This is a genomic window from Duganella kummerowiae, assembly GCF_053572355.1.
This window is the reverse complement of sequence record NZ_JBKFEH010000024.1, coordinates 89,229-109,113: the sequence shown is the minus strand read 5'-3', so window position 1 is coordinate 109,113 and position 19,885 is coordinate 89,229. Positions and strand designations below refer to the sequence as shown.

18 protein-coding genes are annotated in these 19,885 nt (G+C 64.9%); 10 read left to right on the top strand and 8 right to left on the bottom strand.

Features of this window, described 5'->3' with window-relative positions; translation table 11 throughout:
• The first annotated feature begins 59 nt into the window (after positions 1 to 59).
• Both ACLB1G_RS26305 and lplT read left to right on the top strand, forming a co-directional pair.
• A complete protein-coding gene (locus tag ACLB1G_RS26305; RefSeq protein ID WP_491630224.1) occupies positions 60 to 407 on the top strand; it encodes a hypothetical protein in 348 nt (115 codons plus the stop codon).
• 80 nt (positions 408 to 487) lie between these two features.
• Complete coding sequence (gene lplT / locus ACLB1G_RS26300; RefSeq protein ID WP_491630223.1) at positions 488 to 1,750, top strand: lysophospholipid transporter LplT; 1,263 nt, start codon at positions 488 to 490, stop codon at positions 1,748 to 1,750.
• A gap of 54 nt (positions 1,751 to 1,804) precedes the next feature.
• Here the strand turns inward: lplT and ACLB1G_RS26295 are convergent, their stop codons facing one another.
• Genes ACLB1G_RS26295 through tsaB form a run of 4 tightly spaced genes read right to left on the bottom strand, consistent with a single transcriptional unit; the run spans position 1,805 to position 4,920 of the window.
• Entirely contained in the window at positions 1,805 to 2,764 is a 960-nt protein-coding gene (locus ACLB1G_RS26295; protein WP_491630222.1) for a DUF1853 family protein, read from the bottom strand.
• Entirely contained in the window at positions 2,757 to 3,737 is a 981-nt protein-coding gene (locus ACLB1G_RS26290) for a uracil-DNA glycosylase (protein ID WP_491630221.1), read from the bottom strand. Before ACLB1G_RS26290 ends, ACLB1G_RS26295 begins: the two co-directional genes overlap by 8 nt.
• Complete coding sequence (gene rimI / locus ACLB1G_RS26285) at positions 3,734 to 4,204, bottom strand: ribosomal protein S18-alanine N-acetyltransferase (RefSeq protein WP_491630220.1); 471 nt, start codon at positions 4,202 to 4,204, stop codon at positions 3,734 to 3,736. Before rimI ends, ACLB1G_RS26290 begins: the two co-directional genes overlap by 4 nt.
• The gene (gene tsaB, locus ACLB1G_RS26280; protein ID WP_491630219.1) at positions 4,201 to 4,920 is read right to left on the bottom strand and encodes a tRNA (adenosine(37)-N6)-threonylcarbamoyltransferase complex dimerization subunit type 1 TsaB; all 720 of its coding nucleotides are present in this window, start codon (positions 4,918 to 4,920) and stop codon (positions 4,201 to 4,203) included. The genes rimI and tsaB overlap by 4 nt, the downstream gene beginning before the upstream one ends.
• A gap of 98 nt (positions 4,921 to 5,018) precedes the next feature.
• On the opposite strand from tsaB, the gene ACLB1G_RS26275 reads away from it, so the two are divergent.
• Entirely contained in the window at positions 5,019 to 5,441 is a 423-nt protein-coding gene (locus tag ACLB1G_RS26275; RefSeq protein ID WP_491630218.1) for a thioredoxin family protein, read from the top strand.
• On the opposite strand, the gene ACLB1G_RS26270 is transcribed toward ACLB1G_RS26275, so the two are convergent.
• Positions 5,442 to 7,706, bottom strand: a complete 2,265-nt coding sequence (locus ACLB1G_RS26270; RefSeq protein WP_491630217.1) for a xanthine dehydrogenase family protein molybdopterin-binding subunit — start codon at positions 7,704 to 7,706, stop codon at positions 5,442 to 5,444.
• On the bottom strand, positions 7,699 to 10,821 hold the full coding sequence (locus ACLB1G_RS26265; RefSeq protein WP_491630216.1) for an EAL domain-containing protein: 3,123 nt from the start codon (positions 10,819 to 10,821) through the stop codon (positions 7,699 to 7,701). Before ACLB1G_RS26265 ends, ACLB1G_RS26270 begins: the two co-directional genes overlap by 8 nt.
• Before the next feature lie 189 nt (positions 10,822 to 11,010).
• On the opposite strand from ACLB1G_RS26265, the gene ACLB1G_RS26260 reads away from it, so the two are divergent.
• Positions 11,011 to 11,520 (top strand): DUF1993 domain-containing protein, encoded by a 510-nt coding sequence (locus tag ACLB1G_RS26260; RefSeq protein WP_491630215.1) that lies wholly within the window; start codon positions 11,011 to 11,013, stop codon positions 11,518 to 11,520.
• Positions 11,521 to 11,542: 22 nt separating this feature from the next.
• On the opposite strand, the gene ACLB1G_RS26255 is transcribed toward ACLB1G_RS26260, so the two are convergent.
• Both ACLB1G_RS26255 and ACLB1G_RS26250 read right to left on the bottom strand, forming a co-directional pair.
• Positions 11,543 to 11,731 (bottom strand): DUF1289 domain-containing protein, encoded by a 189-nt coding sequence (locus tag ACLB1G_RS26255; protein ID WP_491630214.1) that lies wholly within the window; start codon positions 11,729 to 11,731, stop codon positions 11,543 to 11,545.
• Positions 11,728 to 12,279, bottom strand: a complete 552-nt coding sequence (locus ACLB1G_RS26250) for a DUF1415 domain-containing protein (protein WP_491630213.1) — start codon at positions 12,277 to 12,279, stop codon at positions 11,728 to 11,730. Before ACLB1G_RS26250 ends, ACLB1G_RS26255 begins: the two co-directional genes overlap by 4 nt.
• 298 nt (positions 12,280 to 12,577) lie before the next feature.
• Between ACLB1G_RS26250 and ACLB1G_RS26245 the strand changes: the two genes are divergently transcribed.
• The 6 genes from ACLB1G_RS26245 (at position 12,578) to ACLB1G_RS26220 (ending at position 19,884) form a co-directional block, all read left to right on the top strand.
• Positions 12,578 to 13,960 (top strand): transglycosylase SLT domain-containing protein, encoded by a 1,383-nt coding sequence (locus ACLB1G_RS26245; RefSeq protein WP_491630212.1) that lies wholly within the window; start codon positions 12,578 to 12,580, stop codon positions 13,958 to 13,960.
• Positions 13,961 to 14,152: 192 nt separating this feature from the next.
• On the top strand, positions 14,153 to 14,944 hold the full coding sequence (fabI, locus tag ACLB1G_RS26240) for an enoyl-ACP reductase FabI (RefSeq protein WP_491630211.1): 792 nt from the start codon (positions 14,153 to 14,155) through the stop codon (positions 14,942 to 14,944).
• A 156-nt stretch (positions 14,945 to 15,100) separates the two neighbouring features.
• Complete coding sequence (locus ACLB1G_RS26235; protein ID WP_491630210.1) at positions 15,101 to 15,487, top strand: hypothetical protein; 387 nt, start codon at positions 15,101 to 15,103, stop codon at positions 15,485 to 15,487.
• 324 nt (positions 15,488 to 15,811) lie between these two features.
• Complete coding sequence (locus ACLB1G_RS26230) at positions 15,812 to 17,275, top strand: DEAD/DEAH box helicase (RefSeq protein ID WP_491630209.1); 1,464 nt, start codon at positions 15,812 to 15,814, stop codon at positions 17,273 to 17,275.
• A 136-nt stretch (positions 17,276 to 17,411) separates the two neighbouring features.
• A complete protein-coding gene (locus ACLB1G_RS26225) occupies positions 17,412 to 18,098 on the top strand; it encodes a gluconate 2-dehydrogenase subunit 3 family protein (RefSeq protein ID WP_491630208.1) in 687 nt (228 codons plus the stop codon).
• Positions 18,099 to 18,105: 7 nt separating this feature from the next.
• Entirely contained in the window at positions 18,106 to 19,884 is a 1,779-nt protein-coding gene (locus ACLB1G_RS26220; RefSeq protein ID WP_491630207.1) for a GMC family oxidoreductase, read from the top strand.
• The last annotated feature ends 1 nt before the right edge of the window (position 19,885 follow it).

Sequence of the window (19,885 nt, the reverse complement as noted above, 5' to 3'; positions counted from 1 at the left end):
ATCAATGGAACCACTTGAGCTTAATTGAGTTTGACTGGGCCACGGCACATGATGAATGGATGGAAGCACGCATAGAAAAACTTGAAGAATTCGCGGTCGACGCCAAAAAACGGCTGGAGCGGCTGGAAGAATTCGCCACCGATACCCGCGAGCGCCTTGTGAGGATAGAAACTCGCCTGGACCAGATGGCGACCAAGGCTGACTTGCATGAACTGGCGTCCACCATGGTCAAATGGATAGTCGGCTCCGTGTCCGGCATGGCGGTGGCCGCCATTACGGTCGTGACTTTCGTGCTGAACAACGCGGTTCCCAAGGCTCCCGCCGCCCCCATCATCATCTACGCCCGGCCGGCGCCCGCCATCCAGCAGCCAGCCCCCGCAACCCCTGCGCCCGCAGCCAAGAAGTAGCCTCCAAGCCGCCTGTTTGTTGGGGCATCTCAAGAGAGTGTGGTATAAAGCATGCCAGATATGTTTTCAGGCATCCCAGAATGAATCGTGGTTTTTATACCATCATGGCGGCGCAGTTCTTTTCGTCGCTGGCCGACAGCGCCCTGCTCTACGTGGCCATCGACCTGCTCATCACGATGAAGTCGCCGGGGTGGATCACCCCATTGCTGAAGCTGTCTTTTGTCCTGTTTTACGTGTTGTTGGCTGCATTTGTCGGCGCTTTCGCCGATTCCCGCCCCAAGGGGCAGGTCATGTTCATCTCCAACACGATCAAGATCGTGGGCTGCCTGATGATCTTTGCCCATGTCCATCCGCTGGCGGCCTACGCCGTGGTGGGCTTCGGCGCCGCCGTGTATTCCCCCGCCAAGTACGGCATCCTGACCGAGCTGCTGCCGGCCGAAAAGCTGGTGGTGGCCAACGCCTGGGTCGAGGGCCTGACCGTGCTGTCGATTATCTTCGGCACCGTGATGGGCGGCGCCCTGGTCAGCCCGCGCGCCTCGGGCATGCTGCTGTCCTTTGATTTCCCCGTGATCGAGACCGGGGTCGATACGCCCACCGAAGCCGCCCTGTGCGTGGTCACCGGCACCTACATCCTGGCCGCCCTGTTCAATCTGCGCATTCCCGACACCGGCTGCAAATATGGCCACCAGCAGCACAGCCCGATCAAGCTGATCACCGATTTCGCCGAGTGCAACGCCCTGCTGTGGAAGGACAAGCTGGGCCAGATTTCACTGGCCGTCACCACCCTGTTCTGGGGCGCCGCCGCCACCCTGCAGTTCATCGTGCTGGAATGGGCCAAGCGCAGCCTGAACCTGAATTACGAGAAAGCCACCACCCTGGTCGGCGTGGTCGCCATCGGCGTGGCCCTGGGCGCCGTGCTGTCGGCGCGCTTCATCTCGCTGCGCAAGTCGCTCAAGGTGATACCGCTGGGCGTGCTGATGGGCGTGATCGTCATGAGCATGACGATGGTGACGTCGGTCCCCATGGCCTATCCGCTGCTGATCCTGGTCGGCCTGCTGACCGGCTTCTTCCTGGTGCCCATGAACGCCCTGCTGCAGCACCGCGGCCATGTGCTGATGAGCGCCGGCCACTCGATCGCGGTGCAGAATTTCAATGAAAACCTGTCCATCCTCACCATGCTGGCCATGTATTCGCTGATGCTGCGCCTGCACCTGCACCTGGATGTCATCATCGCCTTGTTCGGCCTGTTCGTGGCCGGCACCATGCTGCTCATCATCCGGCGCCACAAGGCCAACCAGCGCGAGTTCGATTCCGTGGCGCTGATCGGCGAAATGAAACACTGAGCGGCGCTTCAAACCGGACCAAGGGCCGTCGCGGCGCCTCCTGCCAGAGAGCTGCTAGACAGGCAACGCGCCCGACGCCCGGCGCGCGGCAGCCTGTTCGCGCCAGCCGTCCGGCACGATGAAACCGCGCCGCTGCTCCACCAGCCAGCCATCCTGCTCCGCCACCACCGCCGTCATGATGGGCGTGGCGGCGCTGGCCATGTGCTCGTCCAGCGCCTGCAGCCATGCCTGTTTATCCATCTCCACGGAATCCGGCGCGCCCTTCCACGGCGCCAGCCATTGCATGCGCGGCAGCAGCACGTAGCGCCCGCCGGGCAGCGTGGCGGCTTCACCGTGCGTCATCCAGAAGCCGTGGCAGTGCGGCGCCGCGATGCCCTCCATGCGCGGCTGCGCGCCGGCCGGATAGAACAGCCAGCCTTTCACCAGCGCCTGGGCGCGCCGCACGGGACGCGCCAGCAGCGCCTGCGCGGCCGGATGGTCCGCCAGCGCCAGCTGCTGGTCGAAGATTTTGCGCATCTTGTAGCCCAGGGTGTCGGCCAGGTTGGGACCGACCAGGCCACCGAAACCGGCAGTGACGCCGTCCAGCAGGTAGAACTTGGTGGCGAATTCCAGGTGGACCAGGGCGCCGTCCTCATCGAGCAGGAAATCGAACTCGCCCACCGTGTCCTTGTGGTCGCGCACCTGCAGGCCGTGGGCGTGCAGCACGCCCTGCTGCCGGAAGTAATATGCCATCAGCTGTTCCGCGTACAGGCCAAGGCGGGTGTGGCTGCGCTGGCCGAGCGCGGCCTCCAGCGCCGACGGATCGTGCTCCTGCTCCTGCAGCCAGGCAGCGGTGCGCGCCGTGGCCGGGCCGCAACTGGCAATGCGGCCTTGCCATAGTGACGCGGCCGGGTCCAGCAGGCCGGGCGCATCCAGCAACCAGGCCAGGGCGCGCACGTGCGGGTGGTGCAAATGCGGCCAGCGCTGCGCGTAGCCGGCCTGGTAAGGATCGAAGGCGGATGCCGGACTAGTCACGGGCAGCGCGCGCCAGGCACAGGTCGGCCCAGGCCTTGGCCTTGTCTTCCGGCCGCTTCAGCAGGTCGTCGGGATGGTAGGTGGCCACCACCGGCAGCGCGCCGTAGCGGTGCACCTTGCCGCGCGAGGACAGGTTCAAGCCTTTGGCGGCAGCCTGGCCCAGAGTCAACAGCTGGGTGGCGCCAGTCAGGGCCAGTTCGCGCTCCAGGTAGGGGCGGCAGGCCTCCAGCTCGGCGGCGCTGGGTGCGCGGCTGGCGCCGTCCGGGCTGCCGGGACGGCATTTCACCAGGCTGGTGACGTAGACGTCTTCCTCCGGCGCCAGGGCGATGGCCTTGAGCATATTGTCCAGCAGGACTCCGCCCTGGCCGGTGATGGCGCGCGCCTCGTCCTCGTCCTGCACCGTGGGGGCGGCGGCGATGGCCATGAAACGCGCGCCCTCCGCGCCCCGTCCCGGCACCGCGTTGCGGCGGGTGGCGCACAGCTCGCAGCGCGTGCAGTTCTTGACGGCGGCGCGCAGCTCGGTCCAGCCCATGGCGGCGATGGACGGCTGGCGGGCCTCTGCCGGCGCTGCCTCCGGCACGGGGGCGTCGTCGAACCAGGCGGTGGACTCGTCCAGGTCCCGCGCGGCTGCGGGCGGTGGTGCGGCAGGCACGGGACGAGCGATAGGCGGCGCGGCCGCCGGCGTGTCATCCCACGCAGACGCGTTCAGCGCCGCGTGATCGGATGGCATCGCGTCGGCGGCGGCGCCGGAAGGCGGCGCCTGGTCTACTGCGCCGGATGGCGGCGTCTCGGCCACTACGCTGCCCGCAAGGCGCGGCTCCCCGGCCGACACAAGCTCGACTGCTGGCGCATGGCCTGCAGACTGCTCTGCCAGCCCGCTGTCCGCATGCACGGCCGGCTCCGGCGCCGGATGGCGCAGCTTCCACTGCACCCCGACGCCCATTTCGTTCAAAAAGATGTCGCTGCGGTTCATAGCGTAAAGCGCATCACGATGGCGTCCTCGCGCAGGCCGTTGGCGGCCGGGTAGTAAGCCTTGCGCCGGCCTATGGTCTGGAAGCCGTAGCGTTGATAGATATTCAGCGCCCGCGTGTTGGACGGGCGCACCTCCAGCAGCACCGACGCCATGCCCAGCCCGCGCGCGCAGGCCACCGCCTGGTTCAGCAGGGCGCGCCCCAGCCCCTGGCCCTGGCGTCCGGCCGCCACCGCCACGTTCAGCAGATGCGCCTCGTCGACCGCCGTCATCAGCAGGAAATAGCCCATTAGCTGGGCATCGGTATCACGCAGCACCCAGGCCTGGTAGCCGCTGGCCAGCGAATCGGCGAAATTGGCCAGGGTCCACGGATGCGGATACACCGCCTGTTCCACCTCGAACACCTCGGCCAGGTCCGACTCGCGCATGGGCTCATAGTGGAGCCGGGCCAGATCCCATACCTGCGTCATGCGCCGGCCTCCCCCTGGGCCGCCGCTTCAGCCATGCTACGGCGCTCGGCCTGGGTATAGGCGACCTTGTTGCGCAGGTAGAGCGGCTGGGCCTCGGCCGCCGTCACGGTGCGGCCCTCGGCAAAGGCGATGGCCGCCAGCTGCGCGACCTGGGCCGCGTGCGGCATGATGTCCGCATGGCCGCCCTGGGCATAGGGCTGCCCGGCATAGGCCTCGGCATAGGCGGACAAGCCATTGCCGCAGGCCGTCACCGTGCCCTGCGGCGCCACCGCCTGGGGCGCGGACAGCACCGGCGGCTGCACGGCTACCGGCGCCAGTCCGGCGCCGAAACGGTACTGGGCCCAATAGACTTCGCCCATGCGCGCGTCGAGCACGGCCAGCACCTCGCCGGCGCCATGGCGCTGACGGCAGGCCAGCGCCATGGCAGCTAGCGTCACCACCGGCACGGCCGGCAGCCCCGCCCCGAAAGCCAGGCCCTGGGCGATGCCGCAGGCGGTGCGCACGCCGGTAAAGGAACCGGGACCGGAGCCGAAGGCGATGGCGTCGCAATCCTTGAGCGCGATGCCGGCCTCGGCCAGCAGCTCCTGTACCATGGGCAGCACGGACTGGGAATGGGTGCGCACGCCGGACGACTCACGGACGATAAGGGTCTCGTCCCGCAGCAGGGCGCAGGAAGCGAGCTCGGACGAGGTTTCAATGGCAAGAATGATAGGCATCCCGTATTTTAACCTGTGGGGCGGCGCCGGCGCGACTGCGCGCCGCCATGTAGAATACGCCTGACCGGCGCCGCGAGCGCTGTTTTTGCCGACAACCCATGCACAGCCTGACCCTGAACCATGACAACCGCGACCAGCTGCAAGCCGCCCTGGCGGACGGCCGCTGGATCGTCGCCTGCCTGTGCGCCGGCTGGTGCGGTACCTGCGCCAGCTACCGCGCCACCTTCGAGCAGCTGGCCGAGCGCCATCCCGATAAATGCTTCGTCTGGATAGACATCGAAGACCAGGCCGACCTGGTGGGCGACATGGACGTGGAAAACTTCCCCACCCTGCTGCTGCAGCGCGGCGGCCAGGTGGCCTTCTTCGGCACCATGGTGCCGGACGGCGGCGTGGCCCAGCGCCTGATCGTCGCCACCACCGAACACAGCGAGGAAGAACTGGCGCGCCTGGCCGCCGGCAGCGAGGAACGCCGCACCTGGCAAGAGGAATGCAATCTGCGCGTCCTGCTGGACGCAGCCTAGTTAGGACAGGACCAGCGGCAGGCTGCGTAATCGCTGCCCGGTCAGCTTGAACACGGCGTTGGCCACGGCCGGCGCCAGCGGCGGCACGGCCGGTTCGCCCATGCCTTCGGGCGGCTGGTCGCTGGGCAGGATGACGGTTTCCACCTCGGGCGCCTGGGCCAGCCGCAGCACCGGGTAATCGTGGAAATTGGACTGTTCCACCTTTCCATCCCTGATGCTGATATTGCCGTACAGCGCCGCCGACAGCCCGAACACCACCGATGACTCGACCTGCTGCGCTATCAGGCTGGGATTGACCGCGATGCCGCAATCGAGCGCGCACACCACGCGGTGCACGCGGATCTCCCTGCCCTGCACCGACACTTCCGCCACCTGGGCCACGATGGTGCCATACGACTGGTGCAGGGCCACGCCATGCGCCCTGCCCTCGGGCGCGCTGCCGGCGCGGGCCAGCGCCGCGTCCAGCACGGCCAGCTGGCGCGGATGGCGGCGCAGCAGGCCGCGCCGGTAGGCGGCGCCGTCCTGGCCCGCCGCATGGGCCAGCTCGTCGATGAAGCACTCCTTGAAGAAAGCGTTGTGCGAGTGTCCGACCGAGCGCCAGTTACCCAGCGGGACGGCGCTATCCACCACCAAGTAGCTGAGCCGCTGGCTGGGGAATTCATAGGGATGGTCGAACTGCCCCTCGGCCAGGGCCTTTTCCGGCCCGGCCACCGGCAGCGCCAGGTAGCGCCGCCCGAAATGCTGCGACACCGAACCGCTGGCCGCCTTGCATACATAGGCCAGCACGGCGCCCGCGCCATCGAGCAAGGCGCTGTAGCGGGCCAGCGCGGCCGGACGGTACACATCATGCGCCAGGTCGTCCTCGCGCGACCAGATCATCTGCACCGGCGCGCCGGCGCACTGGCGGGCGATGGCCACCGCCTGCGCCACCATGTCCACCTCCAGCCGCCGGCCGAAGCCGCCGCCCAGCAAGGTCACGGTCAATTCGACCTCGGATTCCGGCACCCCGGCCGCCCTGGCCGCCGCCTGAATAGCGAAGGTGGGCGACTGGGTGGCGGCCCACACATGGCATTTGCCGTTGACCACCTGCGCCGTGCAGCTGATGGGCTCCATGGCGGCGTGCGCCAGGAAAGGCGCCCGGTATTCGGCGCTCACGGCGCGCGCCGCGCCCTGGACCGCCTCCACGTCGCCCACCGCGTGGTAAACGTGGCCGGAGTCGCGCTCCATGGCGGCCGCCAGCTCCTTCCACACCGCGTCCGAGGCCAGCCTGCCATTGGCGCCCTCGGCCCAGGACAATTCCAGCGCCTGGGCCGCGCTTTTCGCCTGCCACCAGGTGGAAGCCACCACGGCGACACCGGCGCCGGCGCCCGCGTTGGGGATCAGCGCGGAAGAAAAATCCATCACGCGCTGCACGCCCGGCATCTTCAGCACCGGCGCCGCGTCCATGCCCGCCAGCGTACCGCCGATAATGGGCGACATGCGCACCGCCGCATACAGCATGCCGGGCAGGCGCACATCGATGCCGAACACGGCGCTGCCATTGACCTTGGACGGCGTGTCCAGGCGCGCGACCGGCTGGCCGATCAGGCGGAAGTCCGCTGGCGCCTTGAGCACCACCTCGCCCGGCGCGGCGCCGACGGCCTGCGCCGCCAGGCTGCCGTAGGAGGCGCGCCGCTGGCCGTAAATCACGTGCCCGGCTTCGGTGCGGCAAGCCGCTGGCGCCACCTTCCAGGCCTGGGCCGCGGCCGCCACCAGCTGGGCGCGGGCCGTGGCCCCGGCCTCGCGCATGGGCTGCCAGGCATCCTTGATGCTGGTCGAGCCGCCTGTCAGGGACAGGCCCATTTCGCGCGCCACCTTGCCCAGGGTCCAGAGCGTGGCCGCTTTCAGCCTGCCCTGGTCGTCGGGATGGAAAGGCAGCCCATCCTGGATCACGGCCACGTTACCGTAGATATGGTCCGGCGGCGCCTGCACCACGCGCACCGCAGACAGCGGCACGTCCAGCTCCTCGGCCACCAGCATGGGCAAGGCCGTGTGCACGCCCTGCCCCATTTCGCTGCGAGGGACGGCGATGCTGACCGTGCCATCCGGCGCGATCGCCACCCAGCCATTCAACTGGATGGCGCCGTCGCGCAGCGGCAACGGGCGGCTGCCATGCAGGCGCTGGCGCGCCGGATACACACCCCAGCCCACCAGCAGCGCCCCGGCCCCGGCCACGCCGCTGAGGATGAAACGGCGCCGCGAACCCTTGACCGCGCCGTCAGCCACGCCAGCGCTCCAGCATGTCTGCCGCCAGCAGCGGGCGGCTGTACAGATAGCCCTGCGCCAGGTTGCAGCCGTGGCGCAGCAGGAAGGCGGCCTGCTCCGCGGTTTCCACGCCTTCCGCGACCACGGACAAGTTCATGCTCTTGCCCAGCTGGATGATGGCAATCGCAATGGCCTCGTCGTTGACGTCGGTCGAGATATCCTTGATGAAGGAACGGTCTATCTTCAGGGTCTGCACCGGCATCTGCTTCAAGTAGGCCAGCGAGGAATAGCCGGTGCCGAAATCGTCGATCGCCAGGCTGACGCCGATGGCGTGCAGGTCGTTGATGAAGGCCAGCGCGTCGCCGGTATTCATGATAACGGACTCGGTCACCTCCAGCTGCAAACGGTGCGGCTCCAGCCCGGTCTCGCGCAGGATGTCGGCCACCACGCCCACCATGCTGCCGCGCTCGAACTGCTTGACCGACAGGTTGACCGCGATCTTGGGCACGTACAGGCCGGCCTCCTGCCAGCGCACCATCTGGCGGCAGGCCTCGAACAGCACCCACTTGCCGAGCTGGTTGATGAAACCGGTGTCCTCGGCCAGCGGGATGAAGCGGAACGGCGGGATCAAGCCCAGCTCCGGATGGTTCCAGCGCACCAGCGCCTCCACGCCCATCAGGCGGCCGCTGTCGATTTCCACTTGCGGCTGGTAGTTGAGGAAGATCTCGTCCTTCTCGATCGAGCGGCGCAGGAAGGTCTCCAGGCGCAGGCGCTCCACGCCCTCGCCGGTCATGGACGGGGCATAGAAGCTGTAGCCGTTGCGGCCGCGCGCCTTGGCCTGGTACATGGCCACGTCGGCGTTACGTATCAGCATATTCAGGTCGGCGGCGTCGCTGGGGAACAGGCTGATGCCCACGCTGCAGGTGACGAACAGCTCATGGCCGGCCACCATGAAGGGCTGCTCGAACATGGACACCAGCTTTTCCGCCACCTGGCTGGCGGCAAACGGATTCTCCACATTCTCCAGCAGCACGATGAATTCGTCGCCGCCCAGCCGCGCCAGGGTGTCGCCCTCGCGCAGCTTGTCGTGCAAGGCGCGCGCCACCTGTTTCAGCAGCTCGTCGCCGATGTGATGGCCCAGGGTGTCGTTGACGTTCTTGAAGCGGTCCAGGTCGATGAACAGCAGGGCCAGTTGCTCGCCGTCGCGCCCCGCGCGCTGCAGCGCGTGCTGCAGGCGGTCGTTGAACAGCAGGCGGTTGGGGAGCGCCGTGAGCGGATCGTGGTGCGCCAGGTGGTCCAGCTTTTCCTGCGATTCCTTGGCCTTGGTGATGTCGCTGAACACCCCCACGTAATGGGTGGTGCGGCCCTTGGCGTCGCGCACCGCGCTCACCGTCAGCCATTCCAGGTACTGCTCGCCGTTCTTGCGCAAGTTCCACAGTTCGCCCTGCCAGAAGCCCTGCTCGACCTGCTCGCGCCACATGGCCTCGTAGAAGCCGGGTTCGTGGCGGCCGGAGCGGGTCAGGGTGCGGTCCTTGCCCAGCGCTTCCTCTTCGCTGTAGCCGGTGATGCGGGTGAAGGCGGGGTTGACGGCCACGATCACGCCCTCGTTGTCCAGCACCACCACGCCGTCGGCGATGTGCTCGATCACGGTGGCCGACAGGCTGAGTTTTTCCTCCGCTTCCTTGCGCGCCGTGATGTCGGCGTACACCCAGATGCTGCCTTCATTGGCGCGGTGATGGTCGAGCGCGTAGCCGCTCACCATGCACCAGAACAGGCTGCCGTCGCGGCGCCGGTACTGGCGCTCCTCGTTGAAGTAGTCGCCCTGCGACAGCGAGGGATACTGGCGCACCCCGGCGGACTCGAAGTCGGCCGTGCTGGGGAACACGATGGCGGTGGAGGCCCCCGTCATCCCGCCCGCCGTGTAGCCGAACAGTTCCTCGCAGCGGCGGTTGGCCGAGACGATGGTGCGGTTGCGTACGAACATGACCCCGAACATGACGTTGTCCAGGATGGCGCTCTGCTCGGCCAGCAGGGCTTCGATGCGCATCTCATTGTGCTTGCGCTGGCTGATGTCGGAAATGATGCCATCCACCCAGGGCGCCTCGCCGCCATCGGCTTCGCGCGCCTGCGGCTGGCCGTTTTCCGCCACCCAGCGCTGGGCGCCGTTGGCGTCCACGATGCGGTATTCGATGGCGTAGGGCTGGCCGGTGCGTATCGCCTCGCTCACGCAGCGGCGCTGGCGCTTGCGGTCTTCCGGCGCGATCAGGTTGGCCCAGGCATGGGTGGTGCTGCGCATGAACTGGGCGGCGGAATAGCCGGAAATCTCCTCGATGGCGTCCGAGACGAAATCGATGGCGCCGTCCGGGCGGAAGCGGAACACCGCGCCCGGCACCTGGGTCACGATGGTGCGGAAGCGCTCCTCGCGCCGGCCGATATCCTCGAACAGGCGCTTGACGGCGACCCGCATCTGCTCCATCTGCTGCGCCAGGCGGCCCAGCTCGTCGCTGCCCACCAGGTCCAGCCTGGTCTCGAAATCACCGTGCGAGAGGCGGTCGGAAAAGCGCATCAGCTTGCGCAGCGGTTTCAGCAGGCGGGCGTTCAGGAACAGTACGATCAGGATCAGCGACACCATGATCTGGCTGGCCAGTACGAATACATAGGACAGCTGCTTCTCGCGCAGCTCCTGCTGGCTGCGGGCATCGTCCATCTCGACCATGATGCGGCCGATGCGCTCGCCGCGCACCAGGATCTCGCGCTCGGCGCGGTAAACGTTGCCGGTGGGACGACGTGGCGAATGCAAGCTCATGAACTGGGTATCGGCCTGGCCCATGACCTGCACCTGCAGCACCGAACGGTCGCGCATGACCGACTCGACCAGCGACTGGGCCGATTCGGCATTCATGTTCCACAGTGATTCCTGCATGCCCAGGGCCAGGATGTCGGCATTGCGCTGCAACGCCTCGTTCAGGGCCACGCGCGCCGACTGCTGCTCATGTACGCCGATCAGCAGATAGCTGCCGATAATGGCGGGAATCACCAGCCCGCCGAACACCACCAGCAGCAGCGCGCCGTAGATCGACAGCCCGTACAGGGCGCTGAGGCGCGCGCGCAGCCTTTCATAGAGCGTGCTAGCCATGCGCTGCGAATTGATAAGTTTGCATCATCGAGGTAAAAATGGGACAGGCATGCACCCAGGCGGCGCAAACTCTTGCTATGTAGAATTATGCACGTAAACCTGGTTTAAAAGTCACCCGAATTGGCCGCTGGGCAAAAAACCCACAGAGCGGCTATGATCGCGCTTCCATTCGTTCAAAGAGAAACCGCCATGACCACGTTTTCCATGTACACCGCTTCCATTCCCGTGTTCAAGCAGATCCTGAACAGCTTGCACGCCATCCTGGAAAAGGCCGAAGTGTACGCGGCCGAGAAAAAGATCGCGCCCGAAGCCCTGCTGCAATTCCGCCTGTTCCCCGACATGCTGCCCTTCACGCGCCAGATCCAGATCGCCTGCGACTTCGCCAAGGGCGCGGCAGCGCGCCTGGGCGGCCAGGAAGTGCCGGCCTACGAGGACAAGGAACAAAGCTTCGAGGAACTCAAGGCCCGCATCGCCAAGACCCTGGCCTACATCGACAGCGTGCCGCAGGGCGCCATCGAAGGCAGCGAAACGCGCGCCATCACCACCGGCAGCGGCGACAAGACCAAGCACTTCACCGGCCAGACCTATCTGTTCCACTACGCCCTGCCGCACTTCTATTTCCACGCCACCACGGCGTATGACATCCTGCGGCATAATGGTTTAGAAATCGGCAAGAAAGACTACATCGGGAGCTATTGAACGTCCCGTTCCAGGGCCAGGCTCAGGTGCTGCGACGCGGGTAGCCCTGCGCCAGGATGCGCACCCATACCGCTTCCTTCTGCTCGGGCGTCATGGACACCCAGTGCGCCACCTCGACCACGGTGCGGCCGCAGCCGCGGCACACCTCGTCGAAGGTGGTCGAGCAGACCGCCACGCAGGGCGTGTCCGGGCGTATGGGCAAATCGCTCATTGGCCCTCCATCAGCTTGTCCCAGCCCTCGTGCCCCAGGGCGCGCAGGGTGTCCATGTTCTTTTCGAAGATCTCGGCCGCATCCGGGAAGGCCTGGACCGCGCGGTCTATGCTGTCCTCGCGCAGCAGGTGCAGGGTCGGGTAGGGCGAACGGTTGGTATAGTTCTCGATATCGTTGCGGTCGGTATCGGCGAACTGGTAGTCGGGGTGGAAACTGGCCACCTGCAGCACGCCGTCCAGGTCCATGTCTTCCAGGGCGGCATCGGCCACGTCCAGGAATTCGTTGTAATCCTCGAAATCGTTCAGCACCTGCGGGTGGATCAGCAGGGTCGTGTCGACCTTGTCCGTATCGGCGTCGGCCAGATATTGCAACTCATCCATCAGTTGCTCCAGCAGCGCTTCCGGCGTGGTGGCCTCGCTGACCACGTAGCGGACTTGCTGCTTGACGTGCACAGCCTTGGCAAAAGGACACAGGTTGAGGCCGATCACGGCCTTTTCCAGCCAGGCGGCAGTGGCGGCAATGGCCTGGCGGGCAACTGGGGTACTCATTGGTGCGATTCCTTGAAACTCAAAAGCAGAATTGTACGCACTCTTTGCGCTATCTCATACTTTGTAGCCGTCCTTCTGGACAAACGCTTGATCCTGGCCGAACCTGAGCCGCACCGGATGGCAAGTTCTGCCAACTTGCACGCATCTTCTTTTTACTATCGCGTAACTATTTCCAAAAAGCACTAAACAAATATTTTGTCATGGAATCGACATATTTCTTGACTCAAGATATCGACCTTCGTACACTCCCCGTTTAAATCGTAATCCGTCCGATGTTTCTTTGTCGAAATGGAAAACTATGCAAGCAAGCAACGCTAAAACCGCAGCACTGGCCGCAATGTTCCTGCTACTGGCGCCCATCGCCGGTCAGGCAGCCGATACGGCGGCAGGCCTGGCCCAGGCTCCCCTCGCCGCCACAGCCAGCCTCGGCAATACCAGCAAGTCCCCCTCCTCCGACCTCACACCCACCAAAGTTGCAGACAAAGCGGCTAAACCGGCCGGCGACGAACTGTTCAAGGAAACCGACCTGTGGGGCCGCATCCGTTCCGGCTACGCCATCCCCGATGTGAACAACCAGCTGGTCGCCAAGCACGTCACTTGGTACAGCACCCGTCCCGACTATATTGCCCGCACCACGGCGCGCGCCTCGCTGTACCTGTACCACGTGGTCAGCGAGCTGGAAAAGCGTGGCATGCCGACCGAGCTGGCGCTGCTGCCCTTCATCGAATCGGCCTTCAACCCGAACGCCCTGTCCAGCGCCAACGCGGCCGGCATGTGGCAGTTCGTGCCCGGCACCGGCCGCGACTTCAACCTCAAGCAGGATGCCTTCAAGGATGAGCGGCGCGGCGTGCTGGCCTCGACCGACGCCGCCCTTACCTATCTGCAGCGCCTTTACGACATGTTTGGCGACTGGCAGCTGGCCCTGGCCGCCTACAACTGGGGCGAAGGCTCGGTACAGAAAGCCATCAAGCGCAACCAGGCCGCCGGCAAACCAACCGACTTTGAGAGCCTGGCCGAACTGATGCCGGCCGAGACCCGCAACTACGTACCCAAGCTGCAGGCCGTGAAAAACATCGTCGCCAACCCGGGCCAGTATGGCCTGTCGCTGCCGCCTATTAATAATCAGCCGTATTTCACGGCCGTGGACAAGACCAGCGATATCGACCTGACCATTGCCGCCCACCTGGCCGAGCTGTCGGTGGATGAGTTCAAGGCCCTGAATCCCCAGTTCAACCGCCCCGTGATCACCGGCGGCGAACAGACCAAGATCCTGCTGCCCAAGGAAAACGCCGAGAAATTCCACCTCAACCTGGCGCAGTGGACCAAGGAACTCTCGACCTGGACCACGCACAAGATCAGCAGCGCCCGTGAAAGCATCAGCTCGCTGGCCTCGCGCTTCCACACCACCCCGGAAGTCATCCGCCAGGCCAACAACATTCCCCAGCGTTCCGTCCTGAAAGCCGGCTCCACCATCCTGGTGCCGAAAATGTCGGCCTCGGTGGGCGACATCGCCCCGGAAGTGGCGGACAATGCCAGCGTCAGCTACGAAGCGGAACGCAGCGGCAAGAGCGCCAAGGGTTATAAGTTGGCCAAGAGCAATGGCAAAGCCGTCAAGGATGCTCCAGTCTCCCTGGTCAAGGCCCGCGTGCCCCGCAACAAGTCCAAGCACCGCGACGACTGATGCCGCCGCCGCGGCTGGAACAGGTTGCAGTCGCGGCGCACTCCCCCTACAATCTCGGTCTTGCGGTAGCCAGCCCCGCCACGCACACCGCGCGACCAACCGGCCAACTACTAATAACACAAACCCAACCGACCGCGCCGGACTTTCCATAAAGAAATGCCCGCGCGCGTCGCACGCAATTGGAGTCCTATAATGGCGTTCTTGCAAGGCAAAAAAATCCTCATCACCGGTTTGCTGTCCAACCGTTCCATCGCCTACGGCATTGCCAAAGCCTGCCACCGCGAAGGCGCCGAACTGGCCTTCACCTATGTGGGCGAACGCTTCAAGGACCGCATCACCGAGTTCGCCGCCGAGTTCGGCAGCAGCCTGGTGTACGACTGCGACGTGACCAGCGACGAGCAGATCGCCGCCCTGTTCACCGGCCTGGCACAGAGCTGGGACCGCCTGGACGGTCTGGTGCACGCCATAGGCTTTGCCCCGCGCGAAGCCATCGCCGGCGAATTCCTGGACGGCCTGACCCGCGAGAATTTCCGCGTTGCACACGATATTTCGGCATACAGCTTCCCGGCCCTGGCCAAGGCCGCGCTGCCGCTGCTGAAAGAAGGTTCGTCGCTGTTGACCTTGTCTTATCTGGGCGCCATCCGCGCTATTCCTTATTACAACACCATGGGCCTGGCCAAAGCCTCGCTGGAAGCTTCGGTACGTTATCTGGCCGAGAATCTGGGCAAGCACGGCATTCGCTCCAATGGTATTTCGGCCGGCCCGATTAAAACCCTGGCCGCTTCCGGCATTAAAGACTTCGGTAAATTGCTGGGCTTTGCTTCTTCGCATGCACCGCTGCGCCGCAATGTAACGATCGAGGAAGTCGGCAATACCGCCGCTTTCCTGCTGTCCGATCTGGCTTCCGGTATTACCGGCGAAATCACTTATGTCGATGGCGGTTTCTCGCACGTCATGGGCTTGAATGCGGAAGACTACGCGTAAATCATCCGCGTAATCCGCGCCGTCATGCAAAGCCGCCTTCGGGCGGCTTTTTTTCGTCCTTTCATAGGGAAGATATGCTAAAAATTGGCGTGATTGCACCAATTTTCAGCGCGCAGCGCAAGAACTGATGCATAATGGATATTCAAAGGAGAACGTATGCTGAAAACATGGATAACCACCGCCGCCATCGCTGTATTATCGGCCGGCTGTGTGGTCGCGGTACCGGGCAATAACACCACAGACATTAAAACCGGGAATAAGCAGGGTGCGAATTTCTGCCAGGTTTCAACAGACGGAAAACAAGTGGCTTGTGGCGGGCAGGCCAATTTCTGCCAAAACTCCACGGATGGTAAAAATGTCGCTTGCGGCGGTCAGGCGAATTTCTGCCAGCGCTCCCCGGACGGCAGTTCCGTCGCTTGCGGCGGCAAGGCCAATTTCTGCGATACCTCCGGCGATGGAAAACAAATCGCCTGCGGCGGCCACGCCAATTTCTGCCAGGTTTCCGGCGATGGCAAACAGGTCGCCTGCGGCGGAGCCCAATAACTCGCGGGCCCCTTTCCCGCGCACGGCAGCGACGGCCTGTACAAAACAGGCTGTTTCCGGTATAGTCCTCCTTGTGCGCTGCAATATGCGCGTCGCTCCAGCCTGAAGCCGGAGCATCCAAGCAGCACCGCAAGCCTTTCCGCATCGTTTCCGATGCAGCTTATCTGAAGCCCTCCGCCCTGTGTGTCGCACCTGACACCGTCCCGGCGCAAAGCTTTTGTGCCGAAATTTCTATCGATTTTGATTGAGTCATTTCGTTTTGGTTGGCGTTGCTATGTTGCGTTCGGTCGTGTGGCCGGATGCTGATTTTTACGAAAGAAAAGAATGACATTTGAAGCACTAGGTCTCAACACGTCCATCATCAAAGCCCTGACCGACGCCGGCTACACCAAGCCCACCCCGGTCCAGGAGCAAGCGATACCGGCCGCTATCCAGGGCCAGGACCTGTTGGTATCCTCGCAAACCGGCTCCGGCAAGACCGCGGCCTTCATGCTGCCTTCGCTGCACCGCCTGGCCGCCATGGAACCCGCAGCGGCCGGCAAAACTCCGGCCCAGGAAGCGCAGTCGGCGCGCGCCCGTGGCGAACGCCCCCGTTTCAAGGCAGCCCAGCCGAAAATGCTGGTCCTGACCCCGACCCGCGAGCTGGCCCTGCAGGTCACCACCAATACCGATAAATACAGCGTCAACCTGCGCCGCCTGAAAGCTGTCTCCATCCTGGGCGGCATGCCTTACCCCAAGCAGATGCAGCTGCTGGCCAAGAACCCGGAAATCCTGGTCGCCACCCCCGGCCGTTTGATCGACCACATGGAATCGGGCAAGATCGACTTCTCGCAGCTGGAAATCCTGGTGCTGGACGAAGCCGACCGCATGCTGGACATGGGCTTCATCGAGGATATCGAAAAAATCGTGGAAGCCACCCCGGACAGCCGCCAGACCATGCTGTTCTCGGCCACCCTGGACGGCGTGGTGGGCAACATGGCGCGCCGCATCACCAAGAATCCGCAAGTGATCCAGATCATGTCGGCGGCCAACAAGCACGAGAACATCACCCAGCGCGTGCACTTCGTGGACGACCTGTCGCACAAGAACCGCCTGCTGGACCACCTGCTGCGCGACGACAGCATGGACCAGGCTGTTGTCTTCACGGCAACCAAGCGCGACGCCGACACCATCGCCGACCGCCTGAACATCGCCGGTTTCTCGGCTGCCGCCCTGCACGGCGACATGCACCAGGGCGCCCGCAACCGCACCCTGGACAGCCTGCGCCGTGGCCAGGTGAAAGTGCTGGTGGCCACGGACGTGGCAGCGCGCGGCATCGACGTGCCGACCATCACCCACGTGTTCAACTACGACCTGCCCAAGTTCCCCGAGGACTACGTGCACCGCATCGGCCGCACCGGCCGCGCCGGCCGCAACGGCCTGGCCATCTCGCTGGTCAACCACGCCGAAGGCATGAACGTGAAGCGCATCGAGCGTTTCACCAAGCAGCTGATCCCGGTCAACGTGGTGGAAGGCTACGAGCCCAAGAAAACCGCCCCGGCGCGCAGCTCGCGTCCGGGCGGCTGGAAGCCGGGCGACAACCGTGGCGGCGCCAAGCCGGGCCAACGCAGCTTCAGCAAACCGGGCGCCCCGCGCAAGGAAGGCGGCGGCTATCGTAGCGAAGGCGGCTACCGCGGCGAAGGCAGCAGCCACCGTGAAGGCGGCGGCTACCGCGAAGGCGGCAACGGCGGCGGCTACAAGGGCGCGCGCAGCAACGACGGCGCCCGCCGCAGCTACGGCGACCGTTAATCGTTAAGTTATACCGTTAAAAAGCCACTGGAGCGATCCAGTGGCTTTTTGCTTTTGGCGCCATCGATTCAATAGTAAATCGCCATATTGGCGTTTTGGTTAATATCCATAAATGAACTATTGATGAGGAGCCAACATGGCAACACCAGGTATCTCGCCGCAGCGGCGGCGCTTCCTGCGCCAGGCCCTGGGCAGCGCGCCCGCCGTGGCCCTGCTGGCCGGCGGCGCCGGCGTGGTCTCGGTGGCCGCGCCCACCGCCGCCTATCAACCCAGCTATTTCACCAGCGAGGAATGGGGCGTGCTGTGCGCCGCCGTCGACCGCCTGATCCCGCCCAGCGAGGACGGCCCGGGCGCCCTGCAGGCCGGCGTGCACGAATTCATCGACCGCCAGATGAACACCCCCTACGCCCACGGCGCCCTGTGGTACATGCAGCCGCCCTTCGTGGCGGCGGCGCCGGAATTCGGCTACCAGTTCCACATGAATCCGCGCCAGCTGTACCGCAGCGCCCTGCCCGGCCTGAACCAGGCGGCGCGCCGCCTGCACGGCAAACCGTACGCCGAACTGGAAGCGGACCTGCGCGACGCCATGATAGTCCAACTGGAAAAAAACACGCTGGACATCGGCCCGGTGCCCGCCCAACTGCTGTTCGGCCAGCTGCTGCAGAACACCCACGAAGGCTATTTCTGCGATCCCAGGCATGGCGGCAACAAGGACATGGCGGCCTGGCGCATGATAGGCTTTCCCGGCGCCCGCGCCGACTACATGGACTGGGTCGAGCAATACGGCGTGAAGTATCCGCTGCCGCCCGCCGCCATCGCTTGAGGTCCCCATGACGGACATCACCATGAAAGCGGTGGACGTGGTCATCGTCGGCTTCGGCTGGACCGGCGCCATCATGGCCAAGGAATTGACCGAAGCCGGACTGAACGTCCTGGCCCTGGAGCGCGGCAGCTACCGCGACACCTACCCGGACGGCGCCTACCCCGACAGCATCGACGAGCTCAGCTATCTGCAGCGGGCCAAGCTGTTCCAGGACCTGTCCAAGGGCAGCTTCACCTTCCGCCACGCCGTCAAGGACACGGCCGTGCCCTACCGCCAGATCGGCGCCTTCAAGCCGGGCGCGGGCGTGGGTGGGGCCGGGCTGCACTGGTCCGGCCAGCACTGGCGCGTGCTGCCCGAGGAGCTGAAGCTCAAATCGCACTACGAACAGCGCTACGGCAAGAAATTCATCCCGGAAGGCATGACCATCCAGGACTTCGGCGTCAGCTACGAGGAACTGGAACCGCATTTCGACTTCGTGGAAAAAGTGTTCGGCACTTCCGGCGCCGCCTACCGCATCCAGGGCAAGACCACCGGCACTGGCAATGTGTTCGAGGCCGACCGTTCCAGCGAGTATCCGCTGCCGCCGCAAAAAGTGCCGTACACCGCCCACCTGTTCCAGCAGGCGGCGCTGGAGGTGGGCCTGCATCCCTTTGTTGAACCGTCGGCCAATGCCTCCCAGCCCTACACCAACCCGTATGGCTGCCAGATGGGGCCCTGCAATTTCTGCGGCTTCTGTTCCGGCTTCGCCTGCTACAACTATTCCAAGGCTTCGCCCAACGTCAACATCATGCCGGCCCTGCGCGACAAGGCCAATTTCGAGCTGCGCCCCAACTGCAATGTGCTGCGCATCGACCTGGACGGCAGCAAGCGCACGGCCACCGGCGTCACCTACGTCAACGCGGACGGCAAGACCGTCCAGCAGCCGGCCGCGCTGGTGATCGCCAGCACCTTTGCCTACAACAATGCGCATTTGTTCCTGGTGTCCGGCATAGGCCAGCCCTACGATCCGGTGGCCAACGAGGGCGTGGTGGGCCGCAATATCGCCTACCAGACCATGTCCACCGTGCAGATGTTTTTCCCGCCCGGGACCAACACCAATCCCTTCATCGGCGCCGGCGGCACCGGGGTGGCGCTGGACGACTACAACGGCGACCACTATGACCATGGCCCGCTGGGCTTTGTGGGCGGCGCGCCGGTGTGGTGCAATCCGGCCGGGGTCAAGCCGATTTCCGGCATCCCGGTGCCGCCCGGCACGCCCAGCTGGGGCCTGGCCTGGAAAAAGGCCGCCAGGGACAGCTACCTGAACACGGTCTCGTTCGACGTGCACGGCTCCAACATGGTGTACCGCGACTGCTATGTGGACCTCGATCCCACCTACACCGACCAGTTCGGCCAAAAGCTGCTGCGCTTCACCTTCGACTGGAAGGACAACGATATCCGCATGAGCCGCTACGTGACCACCCACATGCTGGAGGTGGCCAAGGCCATGAAGCCGCAGGCCATCAACGTCAGCCTGAAGAACTTCGGCGACCACTTTGACCTGCGCAACTACCAGACCACGCACTGGGCCGGCGGCACCGCCATGGGCACCGACCGCCGCACCAGCGTGCTGAACCGCTACCTGCAAAGCTGGGACGTGCACAATGTGTTCGCGGTCGGCTCCAGCGTGTTCCCGGTCGGCATAGGCTACAACCCGACCGGGCTGGCGACCGCGCTCACCTACTGGTCGGCCAAGGCCATCCGCGAGCTGTACCTGCGCGATCCACGTCCGCTGGTGCCGGCATGAG

What these genes read in the sequence shown, in the direction of transcription:
- ACLB1G_RS26290 (WP_491630221.1), bottom strand. Translation starts at nt 3,737, where the DNA reads ATGAACCGCAGCGACATCTTTTTGAACGAAATGGGCGTCGGGGTGCAG.
- lplT (WP_491630223.1), top strand. Translation starts at nt 488, where the DNA reads ATGAATCGTGGTTTTTATACCATCATGGCGGCGCAGTTCTTTTCGTCG.
- ACLB1G_RS26255 (WP_491630214.1), bottom strand. Translation starts at nt 11,731, where the DNA reads ATGAGCGATTTGCCCATACGCCCGGACACGCCCTGCGTGGCGGTCTGC.
- ACLB1G_RS26275 (WP_491630218.1), top strand. Translation starts at nt 5,019, where the DNA reads ATGCACAGCCTGACCCTGAACCATGACAACCGCGACCAGCTGCAAGCC.
- ACLB1G_RS26305 (WP_491630224.1), top strand. Translation starts at nt 60, where the DNA reads ATGGAAGCACGCATAGAAAAACTTGAAGAATTCGCGGTCGACGCCAAA.
- ACLB1G_RS26230 (WP_491630209.1), top strand. Translation starts at nt 15,812, where the DNA reads ATGACATTTGAAGCACTAGGTCTCAACACGTCCATCATCAAAGCCCTG.
- ACLB1G_RS26260 (WP_491630215.1), top strand. Translation starts at nt 11,011, where the DNA reads ATGACCACGTTTTCCATGTACACCGCTTCCATTCCCGTGTTCAAGCAG.
- tsaB (WP_491630219.1), bottom strand. Translation starts at nt 4,920, where the DNA reads ATGCCTATCATTCTTGCCATTGAAACCTCGTCCGAGCTCGCTTCCTGC.
- ACLB1G_RS26220 (WP_491630207.1), top strand. Translation starts at nt 18,106, where the DNA reads ATGACGGACATCACCATGAAAGCGGTGGACGTGGTCATCGTCGGCTTC.
- rimI (WP_491630220.1), bottom strand. Translation starts at nt 4,204, where the DNA reads ATGACGCAGGTATGGGATCTGGCCCGGCTCCACTATGAGCCCATGCGC.
- fabI (WP_491630211.1), top strand. Translation starts at nt 14,153, where the DNA reads ATGGCGTTCTTGCAAGGCAAAAAAATCCTCATCACCGGTTTGCTGTCC.
- ACLB1G_RS26235 (WP_491630210.1), top strand. Translation starts at nt 15,101, where the DNA reads ATGCTGAAAACATGGATAACCACCGCCGCCATCGCTGTATTATCGGCC.
- ACLB1G_RS26265 (WP_491630216.1), bottom strand. Translation starts at nt 10,821, where the DNA reads ATGGCTAGCACGCTCTATGAAAGGCTGCGCGCGCGCCTCAGCGCCCTG.
- ACLB1G_RS26225 (WP_491630208.1), top strand. Translation starts at nt 17,412, where the DNA reads ATGGCAACACCAGGTATCTCGCCGCAGCGGCGGCGCTTCCTGCGCCAG.
- ACLB1G_RS26245 (WP_491630212.1), top strand. Translation starts at nt 12,578, where the DNA reads ATGCAAGCAAGCAACGCTAAAACCGCAGCACTGGCCGCAATGTTCCTG.
- ACLB1G_RS26250 (WP_491630213.1), bottom strand. Translation starts at nt 12,279, where the DNA reads ATGAGTACCCCAGTTGCCCGCCAGGCCATTGCCGCCACTGCCGCCTGG.